21 protein-coding genes are annotated in these 22,340 nt (G+C 66.4%); 12 read left to right on the top strand and 9 right to left on the bottom strand.

Annotated features, from left to right (window positions below; translation table 11 throughout):
- Positions 1 to 2 precede the first annotated feature (2 nt).
- Positions 3 to 1,301 (bottom strand): serine/threonine protein kinase, encoded by a 1,299-nt coding sequence (locus tag P0Y43_RS04140; RefSeq protein WP_275636037.1) that lies wholly within the window; start codon positions 1,299 to 1,301, stop codon positions 3 to 5.
- Between the two features lie 223 nt (positions 1,302 to 1,524).
- Between P0Y43_RS04140 and P0Y43_RS04135 the strand changes: the two genes are divergently transcribed.
- A complete protein-coding gene (locus tag P0Y43_RS04135) occupies positions 1,525 to 1,887 on the top strand; it encodes a hypothetical protein (protein WP_275636036.1) in 363 nt (120 codons plus the stop codon).
- A 109-nt stretch (positions 1,888 to 1,996) separates the two neighbouring features.
- Here the strand turns inward: P0Y43_RS04135 and P0Y43_RS04130 are convergent, their stop codons facing one another.
- A complete protein-coding gene (locus P0Y43_RS04130) occupies positions 1,997 to 3,550 on the bottom strand; it encodes a beta (1-6) glucans synthase (RefSeq protein WP_275636035.1) in 1,554 nt (517 codons plus the stop codon).
- A gap of 217 nt (positions 3,551 to 3,767) precedes the next feature.
- Here P0Y43_RS04130 and P0Y43_RS04125 point away from each other — a divergent pair, with 217 nt between their 5' ends.
- The 3 genes from P0Y43_RS04125 to P0Y43_RS04115 all read left to right on the top strand — a co-directional run bounded on the left by P0Y43_RS04125 (position 3,768) and on the right by P0Y43_RS04115 (position 6,833).
- Positions 3,768 to 4,616 carry a glycine betaine ABC transporter substrate-binding protein gene (locus P0Y43_RS04125; RefSeq protein WP_275636034.1) on the top strand — a complete coding sequence of 283 codons (849 nt, stop codon included), beginning with the start codon at positions 3,768 to 3,770 and terminating at the stop codon, positions 4,614 to 4,616.
- Positions 4,617 to 4,860: 244 nt separating this feature from the next.
- On the top strand, positions 4,861 to 5,172 hold the full coding sequence (locus P0Y43_RS04120) for a DUF485 domain-containing protein (protein ID WP_275636033.1): 312 nt from the start codon (positions 4,861 to 4,863) through the stop codon (positions 5,170 to 5,172).
- Complete coding sequence (locus P0Y43_RS04115) at positions 5,169 to 6,833, top strand: cation acetate symporter (protein ID WP_275636032.1); 1,665 nt, start codon at positions 5,169 to 5,171, stop codon at positions 6,831 to 6,833. The genes P0Y43_RS04120 and P0Y43_RS04115 overlap by 4 nt, the downstream gene beginning before the upstream one ends.
- A gap of 80 nt (positions 6,834 to 6,913) precedes the next feature.
- Here P0Y43_RS04115 and P0Y43_RS04110 read toward each other — a convergent pair whose 3' ends face one another.
- On the bottom strand, positions 6,914 to 7,066 hold the full coding sequence (locus P0Y43_RS04110; protein WP_275636031.1) for a DUF3309 family protein: 153 nt from the start codon (positions 7,064 to 7,066) through the stop codon (positions 6,914 to 6,916).
- Positions 7,067 to 7,286: 220 nt separating this feature from the next.
- Between P0Y43_RS04110 and P0Y43_RS04105 the strand changes: the two genes are divergently transcribed.
- From P0Y43_RS04105 to P0Y43_RS04095, 3 genes are all read left to right on the top strand, one after another.
- On the top strand, positions 7,287 to 8,096 hold the full coding sequence (locus tag P0Y43_RS04105; protein ID WP_275636030.1) for an SDR family oxidoreductase: 810 nt from the start codon (positions 7,287 to 7,289) through the stop codon (positions 8,094 to 8,096).
- A gap of 82 nt (positions 8,097 to 8,178) precedes the next feature.
- A complete protein-coding gene (locus P0Y43_RS04100) occupies positions 8,179 to 8,511 on the top strand; it encodes a YnfA family protein (protein ID WP_275636029.1) in 333 nt (110 codons plus the stop codon).
- Positions 8,512 to 8,641: 130 nt separating this feature from the next.
- Positions 8,642 to 8,827 (top strand): carbon storage regulator, encoded by a 186-nt coding sequence (locus P0Y43_RS04095; RefSeq protein WP_275636028.1) that lies wholly within the window; start codon positions 8,642 to 8,644, stop codon positions 8,825 to 8,827.
- Positions 8,828 to 8,829: 2 nt separating this feature from the next.
- On the opposite strand, the gene P0Y43_RS04090 is transcribed toward P0Y43_RS04095, so the two are convergent.
- The 5 genes from P0Y43_RS04090 to mnmC form a co-directional block, all read right to left on the bottom strand.
- Positions 8,830 to 9,057 (bottom strand): YheU family protein, encoded by a 228-nt coding sequence (locus P0Y43_RS04090; RefSeq protein ID WP_275636027.1) that lies wholly within the window; start codon positions 9,055 to 9,057, stop codon positions 8,830 to 8,832.
- Positions 9,058 to 9,152: 95 nt separating this feature from the next.
- On the bottom strand, positions 9,153 to 10,337 hold the full coding sequence (locus P0Y43_RS04085) for an osmoprotectant NAGGN system M42 family peptidase (RefSeq protein ID WP_275636026.1): 1,185 nt from the start codon (positions 10,335 to 10,337) through the stop codon (positions 9,153 to 9,155).
- 75 nt (positions 10,338 to 10,412) lie between these two features.
- Positions 10,413 to 12,155, bottom strand: coding sequence for an N-acetylglutaminylglutamine synthetase (gene ngg / locus P0Y43_RS04080; RefSeq protein ID WP_275636025.1), 1,743 nt, complete (start codon positions 12,153 to 12,155; stop codon positions 10,413 to 10,415).
- Between the two features lie 3 nt (positions 12,156 to 12,158).
- A complete protein-coding gene (locus P0Y43_RS04075; protein ID WP_275636024.1) occupies positions 12,159 to 13,946 on the bottom strand; it encodes an N-acetylglutaminylglutamine amidotransferase in 1,788 nt (595 codons plus the stop codon).
- A 159-nt stretch (positions 13,947 to 14,105) separates the two neighbouring features.
- The gene (gene mnmC / locus P0Y43_RS04070) at positions 14,106 to 16,085 is read right to left on the bottom strand and encodes a bifunctional tRNA (5-methylaminomethyl-2-thiouridine)(34)-methyltransferase MnmD/FAD-dependent 5-carboxymethylaminomethyl-2-thiouridine(34) oxidoreductase MnmC (RefSeq protein WP_275636023.1); all 1,980 of its coding nucleotides are present in this window, start codon (positions 16,083 to 16,085) and stop codon (positions 14,106 to 14,108) included.
- 106 nt (positions 16,086 to 16,191) lie between these two features.
- Between mnmC and pap the strand changes: the two genes are divergently transcribed.
- A complete protein-coding gene (gene pap / locus P0Y43_RS04065; protein ID WP_275636022.1) occupies positions 16,192 to 17,685 on the top strand; it encodes a polyphosphate:AMP phosphotransferase in 1,494 nt (497 codons plus the stop codon).
- Positions 17,686 to 17,898: 213 nt separating this feature from the next.
- Positions 17,899 to 18,852 carry a DMT family transporter gene (locus P0Y43_RS04060; RefSeq protein ID WP_275636021.1) on the top strand — a complete coding sequence of 318 codons (954 nt, stop codon included), beginning with the start codon at positions 17,899 to 17,901 and terminating at the stop codon, positions 18,850 to 18,852.
- A gap of 19 nt (positions 18,853 to 18,871) precedes the next feature.
- Here P0Y43_RS04060 and P0Y43_RS04055 read toward each other — a convergent pair whose 3' ends face one another.
- Positions 18,872 to 20,266 (bottom strand): class II fumarate hydratase, encoded by a 1,395-nt coding sequence (locus P0Y43_RS04055; protein ID WP_275636020.1) that lies wholly within the window; start codon positions 20,264 to 20,266, stop codon positions 18,872 to 18,874.
- Positions 20,267 to 20,422: 156 nt separating this feature from the next.
- Here P0Y43_RS04055 and P0Y43_RS04050 point away from each other — a divergent pair, with 156 nt between their 5' ends.
- From P0Y43_RS04050 to P0Y43_RS04040, 3 genes are all read left to right on the top strand, one after another.
- On the top strand, positions 20,423 to 20,944 hold the full coding sequence (locus P0Y43_RS04050; RefSeq protein ID WP_275636019.1) for a DUF2059 domain-containing protein: 522 nt from the start codon (positions 20,423 to 20,425) through the stop codon (positions 20,942 to 20,944).
- A gap of 10 nt (positions 20,945 to 20,954) precedes the next feature.
- Positions 20,955 to 21,251: a BolA family protein gene (locus tag P0Y43_RS04045; RefSeq protein ID WP_275636018.1), complete on the top strand. Its 297-nt coding sequence runs from the start codon at positions 20,955 to 20,957 to the stop codon at positions 21,249 to 21,251.
- A gap of 154 nt (positions 21,252 to 21,405) precedes the next feature.
- Positions 21,406 to 22,338 carry a rhodanese-related sulfurtransferase gene (locus P0Y43_RS04040; protein ID WP_275636017.1) on the top strand — a complete coding sequence of 311 codons (933 nt, stop codon included), beginning with the start codon at positions 21,406 to 21,408 and terminating at the stop codon, positions 22,336 to 22,338.
- The last annotated feature ends 2 nt before the right edge of the window (positions 22,339 to 22,340 follow it).

The raw sequence follows: 22,340 nt of genomic DNA, 5'->3' as shown, positions 1-22,340 counted from the left end.
TTTCAACCACGGAAGAACTCCAGCATGGCGTCGCTGTTGACGCGGTAGTTGAGGTTGCCGCAATGGCCGCCATGGGGGTACAGGGTCAGCCGGTCGCCGAACACCTTGCGCAGGAAGCCGATGTCGCCGGGGCCGAGGATCACGTCGTCGGCGTTGTGCATCACGGCGATCTTCGGGCTGTCGGCGAGGTAGTCCTTGAGCGCGTACAGGCTGACCTGGTCGATCAACTGCAACAGGCTGTTGCCATCGGTGCGCGCCCGCCACATGGGGATCACCTGCTCGGTCAGGTAGCAGTCGAAGTCGCATTGCAGCGCGCGCTTGAAGAACGGCGTGAGGCTGCTGCCCTCGGTGATCGGGAACTTTGGCGGGATGATCAGGCCGCGGCGGTTGATCAGGTCGGAGGTGAAGGCGATGTCGGCCGCCGAGAAGCGGAACGAGGTGCCGATGAGCATGGCCATCTGCTCGTTGGAGAGGTGTTGGCGCGACTTCTGGAAGTCGTAGAGCAGGGCGTCGTTGAGGTCGATGTAGCCCTTGTCCTGGAAGTAACGGGTGAGTTTTTCCAGCATCAGTTCGTAGAAGGTGGTGCTGCGGTCGATGCCCTTGACCTGGGTTTGCACCAGCTTGTCGAGGTTGTTGATCGAGGTGTACAGGTTCACCGGCGGGTTGAGCAGCAGCACGCGCTTGAAGTTGAAGCTGCGCCGGGTTTCGTCCAGGTGGCTGACGAACGCCGCGTCCAGGGCGCCGAGGCTGTAGCCGGTGAGGTAGAAGTCACTGACGGGCAGGCGCGGGTGCTGGGCGCGCACCGCTTGCATCACCCGGTACAGGTCTTCGGCGTCCTCGCGGGTCACGCCGGGGGTGGCGAAGCGCGAGGCAGCGCTCATGAAGTCCCAACTGGTCGGCGAGGACAACTGCACCACATGGTAGCCGGCCTGGTAGAACAGCTTCTTCAGGTACTCGGCGATGTTGCTCGAGTACGGCGCGCCGGTGCCGGCGATGATGAAGATCAGCGGTGCCTCGCGGTCCTGGCGGGCCAGGCGGTACTTGAGCTTCTTCACGGGCCAGAAATTGTCGGGCAGGGTGAATTCGCGTTCCGGGCGCAGGGTCAGGCTGTAGTCGGCCTGGTTGATGTCTTCGTCGCTGGGCAGGGTGGGGCGCTGCGCTGGCGGGGTGGTGGCGATGGTCGCCTCGAACGGGTTGGTCAAGGGGTAGCCATAGGTGGCGGCGTCGATGTCCCGCGCCGAGGCGGTCGCAGCCAGCAGCAGGCCACCGAGCAAGGCGGCGAGGCGCAACGGTCGAAGCATGAGATCCCCCAGAAGAACGGCAAGGCAATAGTGGAGCTAGGACCATGGCGGCCGGGGCAAAGTTGCCAGGTGCGCTGTCCTTTGTCGCACTGGATGTTGCCGCGAAGGTGAGTGGCACGGCAATGGCCATTCAATCGAACATAGACCAGGCCAATGATTTTGCCTTGGCGGGCAGTCCAGGCGATGATGCCGGCCCCTGGTTACATCTTTGCTGGAGTCGCCTATGCCCCGTTCGTTACCCCTGCTTGCCTTGCTGGTATTGCTGCCCTTGTGGCTGGCGGCCAGTTATGGGGTGCGCTACGGGCTGATGGAGGACGGGCAGTGGGTGGGGCTGTGCGCGGGAGCGGAGGCGCACTGGCAGTGCCAGGTGCGTTCGCTGCTTGGGTTGGGCATCCACTTCCAGGTGATCGCCTGGGCGGCGTTGGCGGTGGCCGTGCTGTGCCAGGTGGTGCCGGGGCGTGCCGGGTGGTGGTTGGCAGTGCTGGGGTTGCTGTTCGGGGTGCCGGCGTTGGTGTTGTATACGGCGAGCATCGCGGTGTTCGCGCTGGTGTTGGCGGGGCTGCGGCTGGTGCGGCGGGGTGGCTGACAGGGCTGCGGCGCAGCCCAATCGCAGGGCAAGCCCGCCCCCACAGGTTCACCGCTGATTTCGCAATCGGCGGGGTCTCTGTAGGCGCGGGCCTTGCCCCGCAGGGCCCTCAAACCTTGCGCAGGCTGCGCCACAACGCCGCGACCATCAACCCGCTGACCATCGCCCAGGCCCAGGCCTGGTGGTTGTACAGCCCTTCCTGGTACAGCTGCGGCGCGATGCCCGCGCCGATGATGAACGCCAACAACGCCACCTCGGCCCGTGGCGCTTTCACCGGCCGCAACAGGTACACCAGCGCCGGCAACAGCAGCGCCGCGCTGGGGAAGCTGCGGTAGCGCGGGTCGAAGACCATCGACAGCATGCTCACCGCGGTGGCGAACCCCGCCGCCAGCAGCAGCCACCCCACACGGGCCTCGAGCCAGGCGAACAGGCGTTCGCGCCAACCCTCGCGGCGCGCCACGGCCAGCGCGGCATGGGCCAGCACCAGCAGGTTCAGGGCTGCCAGCAACACCGCCCACAGCCACTCACCGGCAAAGCGTGCGTTGGTGCGCATCAACTCGCCCCACAGGCCAAGGCTGCCGGCGCCGAGCGCTGCGAGCAGCGGCAGCGCAAGCGCCGCCCGCGCATGCGTCGGGCGCCCGGCCAGGGCCAGGGTGGCCAGCGCCAGCAGCCCGCTGGCCAGCAACCACTGCGGCCATAGCGGCAGGTTGCTCACCGGGCCTTCGAGCACCCCCTTGTCCTGCCGGTCGGCGTCGTACAGCCCCCAGTAACCGCCCACCGCGCCTTCGCTGGCGCGCTTCCACGGTTGGTCGAAGGCCTCGATCAGGTTGTAGCGCCAGCCATTGGCCTCGGCGAGGGCGACGAAGCCACGAATGAAGCGCGCCTCGTTGACCCGGCTCGGCTCGGCGGTTTCGCGCTGGCGGCCCTCGCTGGGCCAGCCGGTTTCACCGATCATCACGTCCTTGGGGGCGAAGCGGTTGCCGAACACCTGGCGCACCTCGGCCACGTGGGCCAGGGCGTCGTCGATGCCGCGCGGGTCGTCTTCCCAGTAGGGCAGCAGGTGGATGGTCAGGAAATCCACCGCAGGCGCCACCTGCGGGTGCTGCAGCCAGAACTCCCAGACATCGGCATAGGTCACGGGCACCGAGACCTGGCGTTTCACCCGGGTAATCAGCTCTACCAGGCGTTCGCCGGTGACTTCCTTGCGCAGCAACGCCTCGTTGCCGACGATCACCGCGCTGACCACATCGGAGTTGGCATTGGCCGAGGCGATCAGCGCGTCGACTTCCTTGTCGGTGTCCACCGGGTTGGCGTTGACCCAGGCGCCAAGCATCACTTTCAGACCATGCTTGCGCGCCAGCGCCGGGATCGCCTCGAGGCCGGTCATCGAGTAGGTGCGGATGCACTGGAATCGTTCAGCCAGCAATGCGAGGTCGGCGTCCATGCGTGCCGGACGCAGGCGAAAGGGCTGGTCGAACGGCGACTGGTCCTTGTCGAACGGGGTGTAGGAGGCGCACTGCAACTTGTGCGTCGGGCTGGCCGCATCGGGCAGGTGCACCGGCTTGCCGAGCCCGTACCAGAGCGCGCCGAGGCCGAGCAGGGCGAGTAGGCAGGCGATGAAGTAGAGCGGTGTGCGGGTGTCGCTGGGCATCGGGCGGTCCATCGTCGGGGCATGGGGGCTGCGCGGCGGCCCCGGGGCCTCAGATAGTAGCCTGACGTCAACGCTTTGGCATGCAAGGATCGCGCAGGGCGTGGGTGGGCGATGGCGCTAATGGCACAGTGCTGTCGCTTATCGTTCGTTGGAGGTCGCTGACGGAGCAGGTCGCCCTTTGTTGCAGGTTGATGATGCGATCTCCAAGACCTGACGAGGGGATGCTTTGATGAACATGCGACGTTTCCTGGGGGTGGGCACTGCCCTTGTATTGGCCATGAGCGCTGCACAGGCAATGGCCAAAGAGGTAAGCATCGGTTACGTGGATGGTTGGGCCGACAGCGTCGCGACCACCAACGTGGCCGCCGAAGTGATCAAGCAGAAACTCGGCTACGACGTGAAGTTGCAAGCCGTGGCCACCGGCATCATGTGGCAGGGCGTGGCCACCGGCAAACTCGACGCCATGCTCTCGGCCTGGCTGCCGGTCACCCATGGCGAGTACTGGGCCAAGAACAAGGACAACGTGGTCGACTACGGCCCCAACTTCAAGGACGCCAAGATCGGCCTGATCGTCCCCGAATACGTCAAGGCCAATAGCATCGCCGACCTCAAGACCGACGAAAGCTTCAAGAAAAAGATCGTCGGTATCGATGCCGGCTCCGGGGTGATGCTCAAGACCGACCAGGCCATCAAGGACTACGACCTCACCGGGTACAAACTGCAGGCCAGCTCGGGTGCTGCGATGACCGCCGAACTCGGCCGTTCTTACGACAAGCAGCAATCCATCGCGGTGACCGGCTGGGTGCCGCACTGGATGTTCGCCAAGTGGAAGCTCAAGTTCCTTGAAGACCCCAAAGGCGTGTACGGCGCCGCGGAAACCGTCAACAGCATCGGCAGCAAGGAACTGGCGACCAAGGCACCGGAAGTGGTCGAGTTCCTGAAGAAGTTCAGCTGGCAGTCGAAGGACGAGATCGGCGAAGTGATGCTGGCGATCCAGGAAGGGGCCAAGCCTGAGGCGGCGGCCAAGGACTGGGTGGCCAAGCATCCGGACCGGGTGAAGGAGTGGACCGGCAAGTAACTCCCCGGCCAGAGCGTTTCCATCGCGGGGCAAGCCCGCTCCCACAGGTACACCGCAGCCCTTTTGAACGGCGCGGTCCTCGTAGGAGCGGGCTTGCCCCGCGATTGCGTCGGCTCAGGCGACGCCCAAGGGATCCGGTAAAACAGTGTTTCATCTAAGACTAAGGTCGTCTGGTTGGCGTCCACCGGCAGCATAAAGTTAGGGCGGGTTCTCCCCTTACTGTGTTGCTGCTAGGACAAAAACAATGAACGACAGCATCTACCGCTCGATACAAGAAAGTCCGCGCTTCAAGGAGTTGGTCAGCAAGCGCGAACGCTTCGCCTGGATCCTCTCGGCGATCATGCTCGGCCTCTACTGCGCTTTCATCCTTCTCATCGCCTACGGCCCGCAGATTCTCGGCGCCAAGCTCAGCGTCGGCTCGTCGATCACCTGGGGCATTCCCCTGGGCGTCGGCCTGATCGTCTCGGCGTTCATCCTCACCGCCATCTACGTGCGCCGTGCCAATGGCGAGTTCGATGAGCTGAACAAGGCGATCCTGAAGGAGGCCCAGCAATGATCCGTCATGCCAAAACCTTGGCCGTACTGGCCGGCGGCGCCTTTGCACCCGCCGTGTGGGCCGCTGACGCGATCAGCGGCGCGGTGCAGAAACAACCGTTGAACGTCTCGGCGATCGTCATGTTCCTGGCGTTCGTCTGCTTCACCCTCGGCATCACCTACTGGGCCTCCAAGCGCAACAAGTCGGCCTCCGACTACTACGCCGCCGGCGGCCGCATCACCGGCTTCCAGAACGGCCTGGCGATCGCTGGCGACTACATGTCGGCGGCGTCCTTCCTGGGTATTTCCGCACTGGTGTTCACCTCTGGCTACGACGGCCTGATCTACTCGATCGGCTTCCTCGTCGGCTGGCCGATCATCCTCTTCCTGATCGCCGAGCGCCTGCGCAACCTGGGCAAGTACACCTTCGCCGACGTGGCCTCGTACCGCCTCGGGCAGAAGGAAATCCGCACCCTGTCGGCCTCTGGCTCGCTGGTGGTGGTGGCCTTCTACCTGATCGCGCAGATGGTTGGCGCGGGCAAGCTGATCGAGCTGCTGTTCGGCCTGGACTACCACGTTGCGGTGATCCTGGTGGGCATCCTGATGTGCGCCTACGTGCTGTTCGGCGGCATGCTCGCCACCACCTGGGTACAGATCATCAAGGCCGTGTTGCTGCTGTCCGGTGCCAGCTTCATGGCGCTGATGGTGATGAAGCACGTCGGCTTCGACTTCAACACGCTGTTCTCCGAGGCGATCAAGGTGCACGCCAAGGGCGAGGCGATCATGAGCCCTGGTGGCCTGGTCAAGGACCCGATCTCGGCGTTCTCCCTGGGCCTGGCGCTGATGTTCGGCACTGCGGGCCTGCCGCACATCCTGATGCGCTTCTTCACCGTCAGCGACGCCAAGGAAGCGCGCAAGAGCGTGCTGTACGCCACCGGCTTCATCGGCTACTTCTACATCCTGACCTTCATCATCGGCTTCGGCGCGATCCTGCTGGTCAGCACCAACCCAGCCTTCAAGGACGCCGCTGGCGCCCTGCTGGGCGGCAACAACATGGCGGCGGTGCACCTGGCCGATGCCGTGGGTGGCAGCATCTTCCTCGGCTTCATCTCGGCGGTGGCCTTCGCCACCATCCTGGCGGTGGTCGCCGGCCTGACCCTGGCCGGTGCCTCGGCGGTGTCCCATGACCTGTACGCCAGCGTCTGGCGCAAGGGCAAGGCCAACGACAAGGACGAAATCCGCGTGTCGAAGATCACCACCGTCGCCCTGGGTGTACTGGCGATCGGCCTGGGCATCCTGTTCGAGAAGCAGAACATCGCCTTCATGGTCGGCCTGGCGTTCTCCATCGCCGCCAGCTGCAACTTCCCGGTGCTGCTGCTCTCGATGTACTGGAAGAAGCTGACCACCCGTGGCGCGATGATCGGCGGCTGGCTGGGCCTGGTCAGTGCCGTGGGCCTGATGGTGCTCGGCCCGACCATCTGGGTGCAGATCCTCGGTCACGAGAAAGCCATCTACCCGTACGAGTACCCGGCGCTGTTCTCCATGCTCATCGCCTTCGTGGGCATCTGGTTCTTCTCGGTCACCGACAAGTCCAAGGCCGCTGAAGACGAGCGCGCGCTGTTCTTCCCGCAGTTCGTGCGTTCGCAGACCGGCCTCGGTGCCAGCGGGGCGGTTTCCCACTGATGCCAGGTAGCGCTTGAACGACAACGCCCCGCCTATGCGGGGCGTTGTCGTTTCTGGCCTAAGCCGTCAAACCGCGCGCGTCATATATGGCCGAGCAACAACAGGATGAGCAGAACCACCAGCACCACGCCGACGATGCCGGACGGGCCGTAGCCCCAACTGCGGGAGTGAGGGAAGACCGGTAAGCCACCGATCAGCAGCAGGATCAGGATGATGATGAGGATCGTGGTCATGGGCGGAGTCCTTGCGTGGTTGGGGGTCAAGGGCCTCGAAATGCCGGCCGCTTACTATGTGCGACCTGCGGGGTGGGGCAAAGATTCCGTTCGCGGGTGAGGCCATCGCAGGGCTTGGCCCGGCAACGCATGCCCCTGCATTCAGCATCCTGATAGCGCACCAGCGCCGACCGCCCCTTGGCTAGACTGCCAGCATCCCGACCGTACAAGGCTTGCCTTCATGCACAACCGAATGATGATCACCGGGGCCGGTTCCGGCCTCGGCCGCGAAATCGCCCTGCGCTGGGCCCGCGAGGGTTGGCACCTGGCACTGGCCGACGTCAACGAAGAGGGCCTGCGCGACACCCTGGAGCAGGTGCGCGCGGCAGGCGGCGACGGTTTCGTGCAGCGCTGCGATGTGCGCGACTACAGCCAGCTCACCGCCCTGGCCCAGGCCTGCGAGGAGAAGTTCGGCGGCATCGACGTGGTCGTCAACAATGCCGGGGTGGCCTCGGGCGGGTTCTTCGCCGAGCTGTCGCTGGAAGACTGGGACTGGCAGATCGCGATCAACCTGATGGGCGTGGTCAAGGGCTGCAAGGCCTTCCTGCCGCTGCTCGAGCGCAGCAAGGGGCGCATCATCAACATCGCCTCGATGGCGGCGCTGATGCAGGGCCCGGGCATGAGCAACTACAACGTCGCCAAGGCCGGTGTGCTGGCGTTGTCGGAGAGCCTGCTGGTGGAGTTGCGCCAGTTGGAGGTGGCGGTGCACGTGGTGTGCCCGTCGTTCTTCCAGACCAACCTGCTCGACTCGTTCCGCGGCCCGACCCCGGCGATGAAGGCCCAGGTCGGCAAGTTGCTGGAAAGCTCGCCGATCAATGCCGCGGACATTGCCGAGTACATTCACGCGCAGGTGGCGGCGGGCGAGTTCCTGATCCTGCCGCACGAGGCCGGGCGCGAGGCCTGGGCGCTCAAGTGCAAGGCGCCGCAGGCGCTGTACGACGAGATGGCCGGCATGGCGGTGAAGATGAGGGCCAAGGCGCGTAACGGATAGTGGGGGGCAGGGCTTGCCCGGCGATGAGGCCAGCCCTGAAAACAGGTATCCTCACGCCTTTGCCCTCACATAGGCCATCGGCGTGATCAACTATTTCTGGTTCTTCCTCGCGGCACTCTTCGAAATCGCTGGCTGCTATGCCTTCTACCTCTGGCTGCGCCTGGGCAAGAGCGCCTGGTGGATAGTGCCGGCGCTGCTCAGCTTGACCCTGTTCGGCCTGATCCTCACCCGCGTCGAGGCGGCCTACGCCGGGCGTGCCTACGCCGCCTATGGCGGTATCTACATCGTTTCCTCGCTGCTCTGGTTGGCTCTGGTGGAGCGTGCCCGCCCCCTGGGCAGCGACTGGCTCGGTGCGCTGCTGTGCGTGCTGGGCGCGAGCATCATCGTGTTTGGCCCACGGCTCCAACAAGGCTGATTGAAAGACTTGTCTGTAGGCTTAATTACCGCCTCCCGTAGGTTGCGTCTATTTCGTGGCGCAAGCGTTGAACCGCTGAAAATCCCGTAGGACGCTCCGGTCTTCCATTGGTCGAGAGCAGGGGCGGAACATGCTGGTAATCGGACGTGAAGTGGGCGAGGTCATCACCATCGGTGAGAACATCCGCATCAAGGTCATAGCGGTGGAGGGCGGCACGGTGCGTTTCGGTATCAGCGCGCCGCGCCGGGTGGTGGTGAACCGCGCCGAGATCCATCAGCGCATCAAGGCCCAGGCGCAAGGCAAGCAGCCGGCCTGAGCTCAGTCGAGCAACTCGGGCGGCACCTCGTGGCGGGCCAGCAGTTGGCATTGCTGGCTTTCCAGGTCGAACAGGATGAACGCCTGGCCCCGCGCCAGTGCCTGGCGCACGCGCAGCACGCGGGTTTCCAGGGGGGTGTCGTCGCCGTTGTCGGTGCCGTCGCGGGTGACGAAGTCCTCGATCAGGCGGGTCAGGGTGTCGGCTTGCAGTTGCTCGTAGGGGATCAGCATGGGCGTGGTCGGCTGGTGATTGACCCGCCCATGCTACGCGAAAGGCCTTGCTGCGCCGAGCCCTGTGCCTGTCAGGGCCTCATCACGGGGCAATGTCAGCTCTTGTTGCCCAGCAGGCTGTCCACCGCTGGCACCCGGGTGTCGCTTTCCATCTGCGCGTCGTGCTCCAACTGGTGGCTGAAACGCTCCAGGGAGGCATTGGCCGGCTGCGAGTCGCTGGCGAACACCGGGGGGCTGAGCAGGTAGCCCGACAGCAGTCGGCTCAGGGCCGCGAGGCTGTCGATGTGGGTGCGTTCGTAGCCGTGGGTGGCGTCGCAACCGAAGGCCACCAGCGCGGTGCGGATGTCGTGCCCGGCGGTCACCGCCGAGTGCGCGTCGCTGAAATAGTAGCGGAACAGGTCGCGGCGCACCGGCAGGTCTTGCTCGGTGGCCAGCTTCAATAGGTGGCGCGACAGGTGGTAGTCGTAGGGCCCCGACGAATCCTGCATGGCCACGCTCACCGCATGCTCGCTGGAGGCCTGGCCCGGCGCCACGGGCGCGATGTCGATGCCGACGAACTCGCTGACGTCCCAGGGCAGCGCGGCGGCGGCGCCCGAGCCGGTTTCCTCGGTGATGGTGAACAGCGGGTGGCAATCGATCAGCGGCTGGCGGCCGCTTTCCACCACGGCCTTGAGCGCCGCCAGCAGCGCGGCGACACCGGCCTTGTCGTCGAGGTGACGGGCGCTGATATGGCCGCTGTCGGTGAACTCCGGCAGCGGGTCGAAGGCCACGAAGTCGCCGATGGCGATGCCCAACGCCTCGCAGTCGGCGCGGGTGGCGCAATAGGCATCCAGGCGCACCTCCACGTGCTCCCAACTGATCGGCATCTGGTCGATGGCGGTATTGAAGGCGTGCCCGCTGGCCATCAGCGGCAGCACGCTGCCACGCAGTATGCCGGTGTCGGTGAACACGCTGACCCGGCTGCCTTCGGCGAAGCGGCTGGACCAGCAGCCGACGGGCGCCAAGGCCAGGCGACCGTTGTCCTGCAGTTGGCGCACGCTGGCGCCGATGGTGTCCAGGTGCGCGGAGACAGCGCGGTCGGGGGAACTCTGGCGGCCCTTGAGGGTGGCACGGATGGTGCCGCGGCGGGTCAGCTCGTAGGGGATGCCCAGCTCGTCCAGGCGCTCGGCGACGTAGCGCACGATGGTGTCGGTGAAGCCGGTGGGGCTGGGGATGGCGAGCATTTCCAGCAGGACTTTCTTCAGGTAGTCGAGGTCGGGTTCGGGGTGTCGTTCGGGCATGGGCACTCCTGGGGTTGTTGGGCAATTCCGGCCCTATCGCGGGCTTGCCCCGCGATAGGGCCGGTGAACTCACCGCTAGGCCAATGGCCGACTCTGCGGAAACAGCAGGTCGACGAAACGTTCGGCGGTTGGTTGCGGTTCATGGTTGGCCAGGCCCGCGCGCTCGTTGGCCTCGATGAACACGTACTCGGGCTGTTCGGCGTCGCGCACCATCAGGTCCAGCCCCACCACCGGGATCTCCAGCGCCCGTGCCGCGCGCACGGCGGCATCGACCAGCACCGGGTGCAGGCGCTCGGTGACGTCCTCCAGGGTGCCGCCGGTGTGCAGGTTGGCCGTGCGCCGCACCGCCAGGCGTTGGCCGGCGGGCAGGATGTCGCCGTAGCCAAGCCCGGCATCGCGCAAGGTCCGCTCGGTTTCTTCGTCCAGCGGGATGCGGCTTTCACCGCCCGTGGCGGCCTGGCGACGGCGGCTCTGCGCCTCGATCAGCGCCTTTATGCTGTGACGGCCGTCGCCGATCACCTGGGCCGGGTGGCGAATCGCGGCGGCCACCACCTCGTAGCCGATCACCACGATGCGCAGGTCCAGGCCCGGGTGGAAGCTCTCCAGCAGCACGCGGCTGTCGAAGCGTCGGGCCTGCTCGATGGCGTGGGTGAGTTCGTCCAGCGTGCGCAGGTTCACCGCCACGCCCTGGCCCTGTTCACCGTCCACCGGCTTGACCACCAGCGCGCCGTGTTCTTCGAGAAACGCCAGGTTTTCATCGGCATTGCCGGCCAGTTGTTGGGCCGGCACGTGCAGGCCGGCGCCATGCAGGGCTTGGCGGGTCAGGCGCTTGTCCTGGCACAGGGTCATGGTGACGGCGCTGGTCAGGTCGCTCAGCGACTCGCGACAGCGCACCCGGCGTCCACCCAGGCTCAGGGTGAACAGCCCGGCGCCGGCGTCGTCGACCTGAACCTCGATGCCCCGGCGCAGGGCCTCGTCGACGATGATCCGGGCATAGGGGTTGAGCCCGGCCTCCGGGCCAGGGCCGAGAAACAGCGCCTGGTTGATACCGTTCCTGCGCTTGACCGCGAAGGTCGGCAGGTTGCGGAAACCGAGCTTTTCATACAGGCGCTTGGCCTGGCGGTTGTCGTGCAGCACCGACAGGTCCAGGTAGGCCAGGCCTCGGCTCATGAAGTGCTCGACCAGATGGCGCACCAGCACCTCGCCGACGCCGGGGCGGCTGCAGTGCGGGTCCACCGCCAGGCACCACAGGCTGCTGCCGTGCTCGGGGTCATCGAAGGCCTTGTGGTGGTTCAGGCCCATGACGCTGCCGATCACCGCGCCGGTGTCTTCGTCCTCGGCCAGCCAGTACACGGGGCCGCCCTGGTGGCGGGGGGTGAGCCGTTCGGTGTCGACCGGCAGCATGCCGCGCGCCTGGTACAGCGCGTTGATCGCCTGCCAGTCGCCCTCGGCCTGTGCGCGACGAATGCGAAAGCCGCGGAACACCCGCTGCGCCGGGCGGTAGTCGGTGAACCACAGGCGCAGGGTGTCGGAGGGGTCGAGGAACAGTTGCTGCGGCGCCTGCGCCAGCAACTGCTGGGGCGCCGCCACGTACAGGGCGATGTCGCGTTCGCCGGGCTGCTCGTCGAGCAAGGCTTCGGCCAGCGTCGCCGGGTCTGGGTAGGTGTGGCCGATCAGCAGGCGGCCCCAGCCGCAGTGCAGCGCACGCGGCTGATCGTGGGGCTCGCTGCCGTCACCGGCCAGGCGCGCCTGCAGGCGCTCGTAGGACGGCGCCTGGCCGCGCAACAGGCGCTGACCGTAGGCGGGATGGGCTTTCATCGGTCAGATTCCTTGTTCGCTGAGCCACAGGTTCAGGGCTGCTAGTTGCCACAGCTTGGAGCCGCGCAACGGGGTCAGCTGGCCGTGGGGGTTGCTCAGCAGGCGGTCGAGCATCGCCGGGTTGAACAGGCCGCGGTCCTGGCTGGGGTCGGTGAGCAACTCGCGCACCCAGTCCAGCGTGGCGCCCTCCAGGTGCTTGAGGCCTGGGACCGGGAAGTAGCCTTTCTTGCGGTCGATCACCTCATGGGGGATGACCCGCCGCGCGGCCTGCTTGAGCACCTGCTTGCCGCCGTCGGGCAGCTTGAAGCGCGCCGGGATGCGCGCCGACAGCTCGACCAGGCGGTAGTCGAGGAACGGCGTGCGCGCCTCCAGGCCCCAGGCCATGGTCATGTTGTCGACGCGCTTGACCGGGTCGTCGACCAGCATGACCGTGCTGTCCAGGCGCAGGGCCTTGTCCACCGCCTCCGGCGCGCCGGGACGGGCGAAGTGTTCGCGGACGAACTCGCCGGCCGCGTCGGTTTCCAGCAACCAGGGGGCCTGCACCGTGTCGCGGTACTCGGCGTGGCTGCGGTCGAAGAACGCCGCACGGTAGGCGCTGAACGCATCCTCGGCGCCATCGACTTGCGGGTACCAGTGGTAGCCGGCGAACAGCTCATCGGCACCCTGGCCGCTCTGCACGCCCTTGCAGTGCTTGGCCACCTCGCGCGAGAGCAGGTAGAAGGCGATGCAGTCGTGGCTGACCATCGGCTCGCTCATGGCGCGGAACGCGGCCGGCAACTGCTCGATGATCTCGCCTTCAGCGATGCGCAACTGGTGGTGGCGCGTGCCGTAGTGGCGGGCTATCAGGTCGGAATACTGGAACTCGTCGCCGCGTTCGCCACCAGCGTCTTCGAAGCCGATGGAGAAGGTCGACAGATCGTCCACCCCGGCTTCGCGCAGCAGGCCGACCAGCAGGCTCGAGTCGACGCCGCCGGACAGCAGCACGCCGACGTCCACCGCCGCGCGTTGGCGGATCGCCACGGCGTCGCGGGTGGCGTCGAGCACCCGGGTGGTCCAGCCTTCCAGGTCGAGATCCTGCTCCTCGGGGTTGGGCCCGTAGTGCAGTTGCCACCAGGTCTGGCGCTCGACTGCGCCGTGGCGGTCGATGCGCATCCAGGTGCCGGGCTCCAGTTTCTGCACGTTGGCCAGCAGGGTGCGCGGGGCGGGCACCACGGCGTGGAAGTTGAGGTAATGGTTGAGCGCCACCGGGTCGATCATCGGGTCGATGTCGCCGCCCTTGAGCAGTGCCGGCAGGGTCGAGGCGAAGCGCAGCCGCTCGCCGTTGCGCGACAGGTACAGGGGCTTGACGCCCAGGCGGTCGCGGGCCAGGAACAGGCGCTGGGTGTCGCGCTCCCAGATGGCCAGGGCGAACATGCCGTTGAGCTTGGGCAGCAGCGCCGCGCCCCAGGCGTGGTAGCCCTTGAGCAGCACTTCGGTGTCGCCGTCGGACCAGAAGCTGTAGCCCAGGTCCTGCAGTTCCTGGCGCAGTTCGGGGAAGTTGTAGACAGCGCCGTTGAAGGCCAGCGACAGCCCCAGGGTGTTGTCGACCATCGGCTGCGCCGAGCCGTCGGACAAATCCATGATCTTCAGGCGGCGGTGGCCGAGGGCGATCGGACCCTGGCTATGGAAGCCCCAGGCATCGGGGCCACGGGGCGCCAGGTGGTGGGTGATGCGCTCCACCGCGGCGAGGTCCGCCGGGCGAGGGGCTTGGTCGAGGGGGGTGAAACGTAACTCTCCTGCTAATCCGCACATAGGTCCTTACCGGTTTTGCCGTTGGGGAAAGTGCGCCCCAGGGTGGGGCACATAAGGAAACTGACCCAGGGGAAGAGTGAGAGTTTTAGATCGATCGGTTATAAGCGTTGGGCGTTGGGGCCGCTTGGCGGCCCTTGCGCTGCGCCACGCCTTGGCAAGCTAGCGCTTGCCGCGAATCAACGCCCGCAGCGCGAACCGGTTGGGGTGGCAGGCCTCGGCCACCGCCCGGGGCAGCGGCAGCGGTTCGCCGCTGGCCCAGGCGGCGACCAGCTCGCCACACAACGGCGCGGTGATCAGCCCGCGCGAGCCGTGGCCGCTGTTGACGTACAGGCCCTCGAGCCAGGGACACTCAATTTCCGGCACCTGGCGCGCGTCCTTGCCCAGCACCGCATAGGCGGCGGCGAAGGCCTGCGGGTCGGCCAGCGGGCCAACGATCGGCAGGTAGTCCGGGCTGGTGCAGCGAAACGCCGCGCGGCCTTGCAGTTGCGAAGGGTCCAGTGCGTCGCTGGCGAGGCGCTGGGCCAGGTCGGGGGAAATCTCGTCGAGCAATGCCAGGTTGCCGGCATGCTCGGCGGCCGTGGGGGCGAGGTCCTGGTTGTGGAAGTCGAAGCTGGCGCCGAGGGTGTGTTCGCCGTCGCGCGGTGGCGCCACGTAGCCTTCGGCGCAGACCACGGTGGCCAGCGCGGCGCTGGCCGGGTTGGCCGGCAGCCGGGTGACCTGCCCGCGGATGCGCTTGAGCGGCAGCCCGGCGCACGCCGGGAAACGGCGCACCTCGGCGGCGCCGGCCAGCACCACCAGCGGCGCGCTGGCCAGCAGGCGCTCGCCGTCCCAGGCCTGCCATGCGCCGTCGACGCGGCGCAGGTCGATCACCTCGTGATGGGTGAGCACGCGGATGCGCGGGTGGCGCAGTTGCGCCTGGCACAACGCGGGCGGGTGCACCCAGCCGCCTTCGGGATAGAACAGGCCGCCGCTGGGCAGGCCGATGCCGGCGATGGCCTCGGCTTGAGCCTGGTCCAGCGGGCGTAGCAGGCTGTTGTCGAAGGCGCCGGCGAGCTTGGCCTGGCGCTCGGCCTCCTGGGTGTCGAAGGCCAACTGCAGCACGCCGCAGCCATCCCAGTCGTGGCCGCGTTGCAGGCGTTCGAGCCAGCGGCGGGTGTAGCCGAAACCGGCGAGGATCATCTGCGACAGCGCGGTGCCATGGGCCGACAGCTTGAGGTACAGCACCCCCTGCGGGTTGCCCGAGGCCTCCCGGGCCGGGGCATCATGGCGCTCCAGCACGCTGACCTGCCACCCCCGCGCGGCGAGGCTGGCGGCAGTGGCGCTGCCAGCGAGCCCGGCGCCGATCACCAGGGCCTCGCGAGGGCCGTCGAGCGGGCGAGGGCGGGCGTACCAGGGGGCCGGGCGGGGCGGGGCCGGCTGGTCGGCGGGCCAGCCGCTGAACGCGCCGCCCATGACCTCCCACTTCTTGCCGATACCCGGCACTTTTTTCATGACGAAGCCTGCGGCGACCAGCGCGCGGCGCACCCAACCGGTGGTGGTGAAGGTGGCCAGCGTGGTGCCGGGGCGCGACAGCCGTGCCAGCTGGGTGAACAGTTCCGGCGTCCACATGTCGGGGTTCTTCGCCGGGGCGAAGCCGTCGAGGAACCAGGCATCGATGGGGGCGTCGAGGTGTGGCAGTTGCTCCAGCACGTCGCCGATCAACAGGGTCAGGGTCACCCGACCGTCTTCGAAGCTGAACTGCTGGAAGCCCGGGTGCACCGCCACGTACTGCGCCAGCAACTGGCGGGTGTAAGGCGCGAAGTCTGGCCAGAGCGCGGTGGCGCGGGTCAGGTCTGGGTGGCTGAGGGGGTATTTCTCGACGCTGACGAAGTGCAGGCGGGCGTCGGGGTGGGCGCGTTCGGCGAAGCGTTGCCAGGCGCAGAAGAAATTCATGCCGGTGCCGAAGCCGGTTTCGCCGATCACCAGGCAAGTGTGCGGGGCCAGTTCGCTGAAGCGCTGGTCGAGGTGATTCTGCTCGATGAACACGTGCAGCGTTTCTTCCACGCCCTCGTTTTTCGAGAAGTAGACGTCGTCGTATTGGCGCGAGTGGGGGCGGCCCTGGTCGTCCCAGTCGATCTGGGCGTGGGGAATGTCTGGCATAAAGTTACAAGTGGCGAGCTTCGCGCTATAAGAAAGAGCGAATAGTGGCATGGCCTGCCTATTCTTGCAGCTTGCGGCTTGGATCTGACCAAACGAAGGAACCCCTATGTTCGAATCTGCGGAAATCGGTCACAGCATCGACAAGGACACCTATGAAGCCGAAGTGCCCGCCCTGCGCGAGGCACTGCTCGAGGCCCAGTATGAACTCAAGCAGCAGTCGCGCTTCCCGGTGATCGTGCTGATCAACGGGGTCGAGGGCGCAGGCAAGGGCGAGACGGTCAAGCTGCTCAACGAATGGATGGACCCGCGCCTGATCGAAGTGCGCACCTTCGACCAGCAGACCGACGAGGAACTGGCCCGGCCACCGGCCTGGCGCTACTGGCGGGCACTGCCGCCAAAAGGGCGCATGGGGGTGTTCTTCGGCAATTGGTACAGCCAGATGATCCAGGGCCGGGTGCATGGCCAGTTCAAGGACGCCGTGCTCGACCAGGCCATCGCGGGCGCCGAGCGTCTCGAGCAGATGCTCTGCGACGAAGGCGCGCTGGTCATCAAATTCTGGTTCCACCTGTCCAAGAAACAGATGAAGGCACGGCTCAAGGCACTCAAGGACGACCCCCAGCACAGCTGGCGCATCAGCCCGCTGGACTGGCAGCAGTCGCAAACCTACGACCGCTTCGTGCGCTTCGGCGAGCGGGTGCTGCGCCGGACCAGCCGCGACTATGCGCCGTGGCATGTGATCGAGGGCGTCGACCCGCACTACCGCAGCCTGGCGGTGGGCCGCATCCTCCTGGAAAGCCTGCAGGCCGCGCTGGCCGTCGACCCGAAGGACAAGCACAAGGGCAACGTCGCGCCGCTCGGGCGCAGCATCGACCAGAAGAGCCTGCTGGGGGCGCTGGACATGACCCGGCGCCTGGACAAACACGACTACCAGAAGCAATTGGTCAGCGAGCAGGCGCGCCTGGCCGGCCTGCTGCGCCACAAGCACATGCGCCAGCATGCGCTGGTGGCGGTGTTCGAGGGCAACGACGCGGCGGGCAAGGGCGGGGCGATCCGCCGCGTCGCCGCGGCCCTGGACCCGCGCCAGTACCGCATCGTGCCGATCGCCGCGCCCACTGAAGAGGAGCGTGCGCAGCCCTACCTGTGGCGTTTCTGGCGGCATATCCCGGCGCGCGGCAAATTCACCATCTTCGACCGCTCCTGGTACGGTCGGGTGCTGGTGGAGCGCGTCGAGGGGTTCTGCAGCCCGGCCGACTGGATGCGCGCCTATGGCGAGATCAACGACTTCGAGGAGCAGATCAGCAACGCCGGGGTGGTGGTGGTCAAGTTCTGGTTGTCGATCGACCAGCAGACGCAGCTCGAGCGCTTCGAGGAGCGGGAGCAGATCCCCTTCAAACGCTACAAGATCACCGAGGAAGACTGGCGCAACCGCGACAAGTGGGACGCCTACGCCGAGGCAGTGGGCGACATGGTCGACCGCACCAGCACCGAGATCGCGCCGTGGACGCTGGTGGAGGCCAATGACAAGCGCTGGGCGCGGGTGAAAGTGCTGCGCACGATCAACGAGGCGCTGGAGGCGGCGTTCGCCAAGGACAAGAAGTAGCCCCATGTACAGGTGCAGCGCCGTTTCTGAGAACAGCGCTGTACCTGTGTGGGGGCTTGCCCCGCGATGGGCCCGGCACAGGCAACCCGCCTCCTTACCCATGCCGCACAAGAATGACCTGATGAAATCTTTTCCCGCATCCATCCCCCAGCCGCGCCTCCCGGGCCCTTAGAATCCCTCTACCCCCCACCACGGGCTCGAATCGAGGACGCTATGCACATTTCTTCCGGTCGCTGGGTCTATGGCCTGTTCCTGGCGCTGCTGACCGCGCTGCTCTGGGGCATCCTGCCGATCAAGCTCAAGCAGGTGCTGCAGGTCATGGACCCGGTGACCGTCACCTGGTACCGCCTGCTGGTGTCCGGCGGCCTGTTGTTCGCCTGGCTCGCGGCCAACCGGCGCCTGCCCCGCTTCGATGGGCTCGGGCGCAAGGGCTACGGCCTGGTGGCGGTGGCCGTGGCCGGGCTGTTGGGCAACTATGTGTTGTACTTGGTCGGCCTGAAACTGCTCAGCCCCGGCACCGCGCAACTGGTGGTGCAACTCGGCCCGGTGCTGCTGCTGGTGGCCAGTGTGTTCGTGTTCAAGGAGCGCTTCAGCCTGGGGCAGGGGCTGGGCCTGTTGGTGCTGCTGGCCGGTTTCGGGCTGTTCTTCAACCAGCGCCTTGAAGAGTTGCTGACCTCGCTGGGCACCTACACCACCGGCGTGCTGACCATCATCCTGGCCACCAGCATCTGGGTGTTCTATGCCCTGAGCCAGAAGCAACTGCTGACGGTGTGGCATTCGCAGCAGGTGATGATGGTGATCTACCTGTGCTGCGCGGCGTTGTTGACGCCCTGGGTGCATCCGCTGGAGGCGTTGCAGTTGAGCCCGGTGCAGGGCTGGCTGCTGCTGGCGTGTTGTCTCAATACCCTGGTGGCCTATGGCGCGTTCGCCGAAGCGCTGGCGCACTGGGAGGCATCACGGGTCAGCGCGACCCTGGCGCTGACACCGCTGGTGACGTTCATCGCCGTGGCGGTGTCGGCGTGGGCATGGCCTGAGTACGTGCACGCCGAACAGATCAACGCGCTGGGCTATGCCGGGGCGGTGACCGTGGTGCTGGGGTCGGCGTTGGTGGCGTTGGGGCCTTCGCTGGTGGCGGGGTGGCGGGCGCGCATGGCGCGGGCGCTGTAGCGCCGCCACCGAGGCCCGATCAGCCCTTGGCGCCCGGCGCCAGCATGTTCTCTGGCCGCACCCACTGGTCGAACTGCTCGTTGGTCAGGTACTTCAGTTCCAGCGCCGCCTCGCGCAGGGTCTTGCCCTCGCCATAGGCTTTCTTGGCGATTTCCGCCGCCTTGTCGTAGCCGATGTGCGGGTTCAGCGCCGTCACCAGCATCAATCCACGCTCCAGATGCGCCGCCATCTGCTCGGCATCCGGCTCGATCCCCGCCACGCAATGCTGCTGGAAGTTGCGACAGCCATCGGCCAGCAACGCGATCGACTGCAACAGGTTGTGGATGATCACCGGCTTGAACACATTCAATTGCAGGTGCCCCTGGCTGGCGGCAAAGCCGATCGCCGCGTCGTTGCCCAGCACCTGGCAGGCCAGCATCGACAGCGCCTCGCACTGGGTCGGGTTGACCTTGCCGGGCATGATCGAGCTGCCTGGCTCATTGGCTGGCAGGCGCACTTCCGCCAGCCCCGCGCGCGGGCCGGAGCCGAGCAGGCGCAGGTCGTTGGCGATCTTCATCAAGGCCACGGCCAGGGTCTTCAACGCGCCAGCCAGGCTGGTCAGCGGCTCGTGGCCGGCGAGGGCGGCGAACTTGTTCGGCGCGGTGACGAACGGCAGCCCGGACAGCGCCGCCAGTTCGGCGGCGATGGCTTCGGCAAAGCCATGCGGGGCGTTGAGCCCCGTACCGACGGCGGTGCCGCCCTGGGCCAGCTCGCACACCGCCGGCAGGGTCGCGCGGATGGCGCGCTGGGCGTAGTCGAGCTGGGCGACGAAGGCCGAGACCTCCTGGCCGAAGGTGATCGGCGTGGCGTCCATCATGTGCGTGCGGCCGGTCTTGACCAGGTGCGTGTGGCGCGCCGACAGCTCGGCCAGGCCCGCCGACAGCTCGGCGATCGCTGGCAGCAACTGGTCATGAACCGCCTGGGCAGCGGCGATGTGCATCGCGGTGGGGAAGCAGTCGTTGGAACTCTGCGAGCGGTTGACGTGGTCGTTGGGGTGCACCGGCACCTTGCCGCCCCGGCCCTTGCCGGCCAGCTCGTTGGCGCGCCCGGCGATCACCTCGTTGACGTTCATGTTGCTCTGGGTGCCGCTGCCGGTCTGCCAGACCACCAGTGGGAACTGGTCGTCGTGCCCGCCGTCGAGCACTTCGTCGGCGGCCTGCTCGATCAGCCGGGCGATGTCGGCCGGCAGGTCGCCGTTGCGGTCGTTGACCCGCGCAGCGGCTTTCTTGACCAGCGCCAGGGCGTGCAGCACAGCCAGGGGCATGCGCTCCTTGCCAATGGCGAAGTTGATCAGCGAACGCTGGGTCTGCGCGCCCCAGTACGCGTCCTCTGGAACTTCGACCGGGCCCAGGCTGTCTGTCTCGATACGGCTCATGCTGCGTTCACTCCTTTGTCAGTCCGAAATCGCAGTTTAGGCCCTGAATCGAAAGAGCGGTTCCACGCTCGTCTTGCCACTTGAGCGGCGCGCCCCAGGCAGCGCAGAATGCTCTACTCTGAGGTACTCGCCTCCATCTCTCTTGAAGGAAATGCAATGACCCGTCTCCGTGCCCTCTGCGTCGCCGTCGCCCTGGTCTGCTCCAGCGGTCAGGTGCTCGCTGCCACTGCCAGCCACAACGCCGCCGCCGAGAAATTCCTGACCCTGGTCAATGCCGACAAGCTGGGCACCCCGGTGTACATGCAGGTCCAGCAGATGTTTGCCCAGCGCTTCGAGCAGACCCAGGCGCCAGCCGCCAAGAAGACCGTGCTCGACAGCTACACCGCCAAGGCCAATGCTGCGCTGGACAACGCCATTGGTTGGAAGAAGCTCAAGCCGCAGATGGTCGACCTGTACACCAAGACCTTCACCGAGGCCGAACTGACCGACCTGGTCAAGTTCTACGAGACCCCGCTGGGCAAGAAAGTCCTGCGTGAAATGCCGCGCGTCACCCAGCAGTCGGCCCAACTGACCCAGCAGAACCTGGAGCCAGCAGTGCCGGTGGTCAACAAGCTGCTCGACGACATGACCAAGGAACTCGACCCGAACGCCGGCAAGGCCGCCCCGGCGAAGAAGTGAGCCCGACCCGATGAACATGCAGCAACGCATCGAGCAGCAGCTGGCGCCCTTGGTGGGCCAGCACCTTCAGGTGCTGAACGAAAGCCACATGCACAGCCGTGGCCAGGAAACCCACTACAAGGCGGTGATCGTCAGCGAGCAGTTCGCCGGCCTGAACAGCGTCAAGCGCCACCAGAAGGTCTACGCGACCATGGGTGAGCTGATGGGGCAGATCCACGCCCTGGCGATTCACACCTACACCCCCGAGGAATGGGCCCAGGTCGGCGCCGCGCCGGCCTCGCCGGTGTGCGCCGGCGGCGGGCACTGAATCCTTTCCGGCATTCTGGTAGAATCCGCGACCGCAATCGCGGGGCAGGCCCGCTCCCACAAGGAGCGCCTGCCCCGCGATTGCGGTTTTCGCTTTCTTGCACCCGTACATTCCGGTCCGCCCTTTGCGAGGGCAACCACCTGGAGAAATACCCATGACCCAAGCCATCGTCGTGGCGGCGTTGTACAAGTTCGTCACCCTGGAAGATTTCGTCGAGTTGCGCGAGCCGCTGCTCAAGGCCCTGCTCGACAACGGCGTCAAAGGCACCCTGCTGCTGGCCCATGAGGGCATCAACGGCACCGTGTCCGGTAGCCGCGAAGGCATCGATGGCCTGCTGGCCTGGCTGCGCAGCGATCCGCGCCTGGTCGACGTCGACCACAAAGAGTCGTACTGCGACGAGCAGCCGTTCTACCGCACCAAGGTCAAGCTCAAAAAAGAGATCGTCACCCTCGGCGTGCCGGGCGTGGACCCTAACCAGCAGGTCGGCACCTACGTCGAGCCCAAGGACTGGAACGCCCTGATCAGCGACCCCGAAGTGCTGCTGATCGACACCCGCAACGACTACGAAGTGGCCATCGGCACGTTCAAGGGCGCCATCGACCCGAAGACCGAGACCTTCCGCGAGTTCCCGGAGTACATCAAGGCCAACTTCGACCCCAGCAAGCACAAGAAAGTGGCGATGTTCTGCACCGGTGGCATCCGTTGCGAAAAAGCCTCCAGCTACATGCTCGGTGAGGGCTTCGAGGAGGTCTATCATCTTAAGGGCGGCATCCTGAAATACTTCGAGGAAGTGCCTCAGGAACAAAGCCTCTGGGACGGCGACTGCTTCGTCTTCGACAACCGGGTCACGGTGCGCCACGACCTGTCCGAGGGCGAGTACGACCAGTGCCACGCTTGCCGCCACCCGATCGACGCCGCTGACCGCGCGTCCGAGCACTATTCGCCAGGCGTGAGCTGCCCGCACTGCTGGGACACCCTGAGCGAGAAGACCCGGCGCAGCGCCATCGACCGGCAGAAGCAGATCGAGCTGGCAAAGGCCCGCAACCTGCCACACCCGATCGGTTACAACTACAAAGCCGAGGCCTGATG

Origin of the sequence: Pseudomonas entomophila, assembly GCF_029193575.1 — a bacterium.
Lineage (GTDB): Bacteria > Pseudomonadota > Gammaproteobacteria > Pseudomonadales > Pseudomonadaceae > Aquipseudomonas > Aquipseudomonas entomophila_G.
This window is presented reverse-complemented; position numbering and strand designations above follow the sequence as displayed.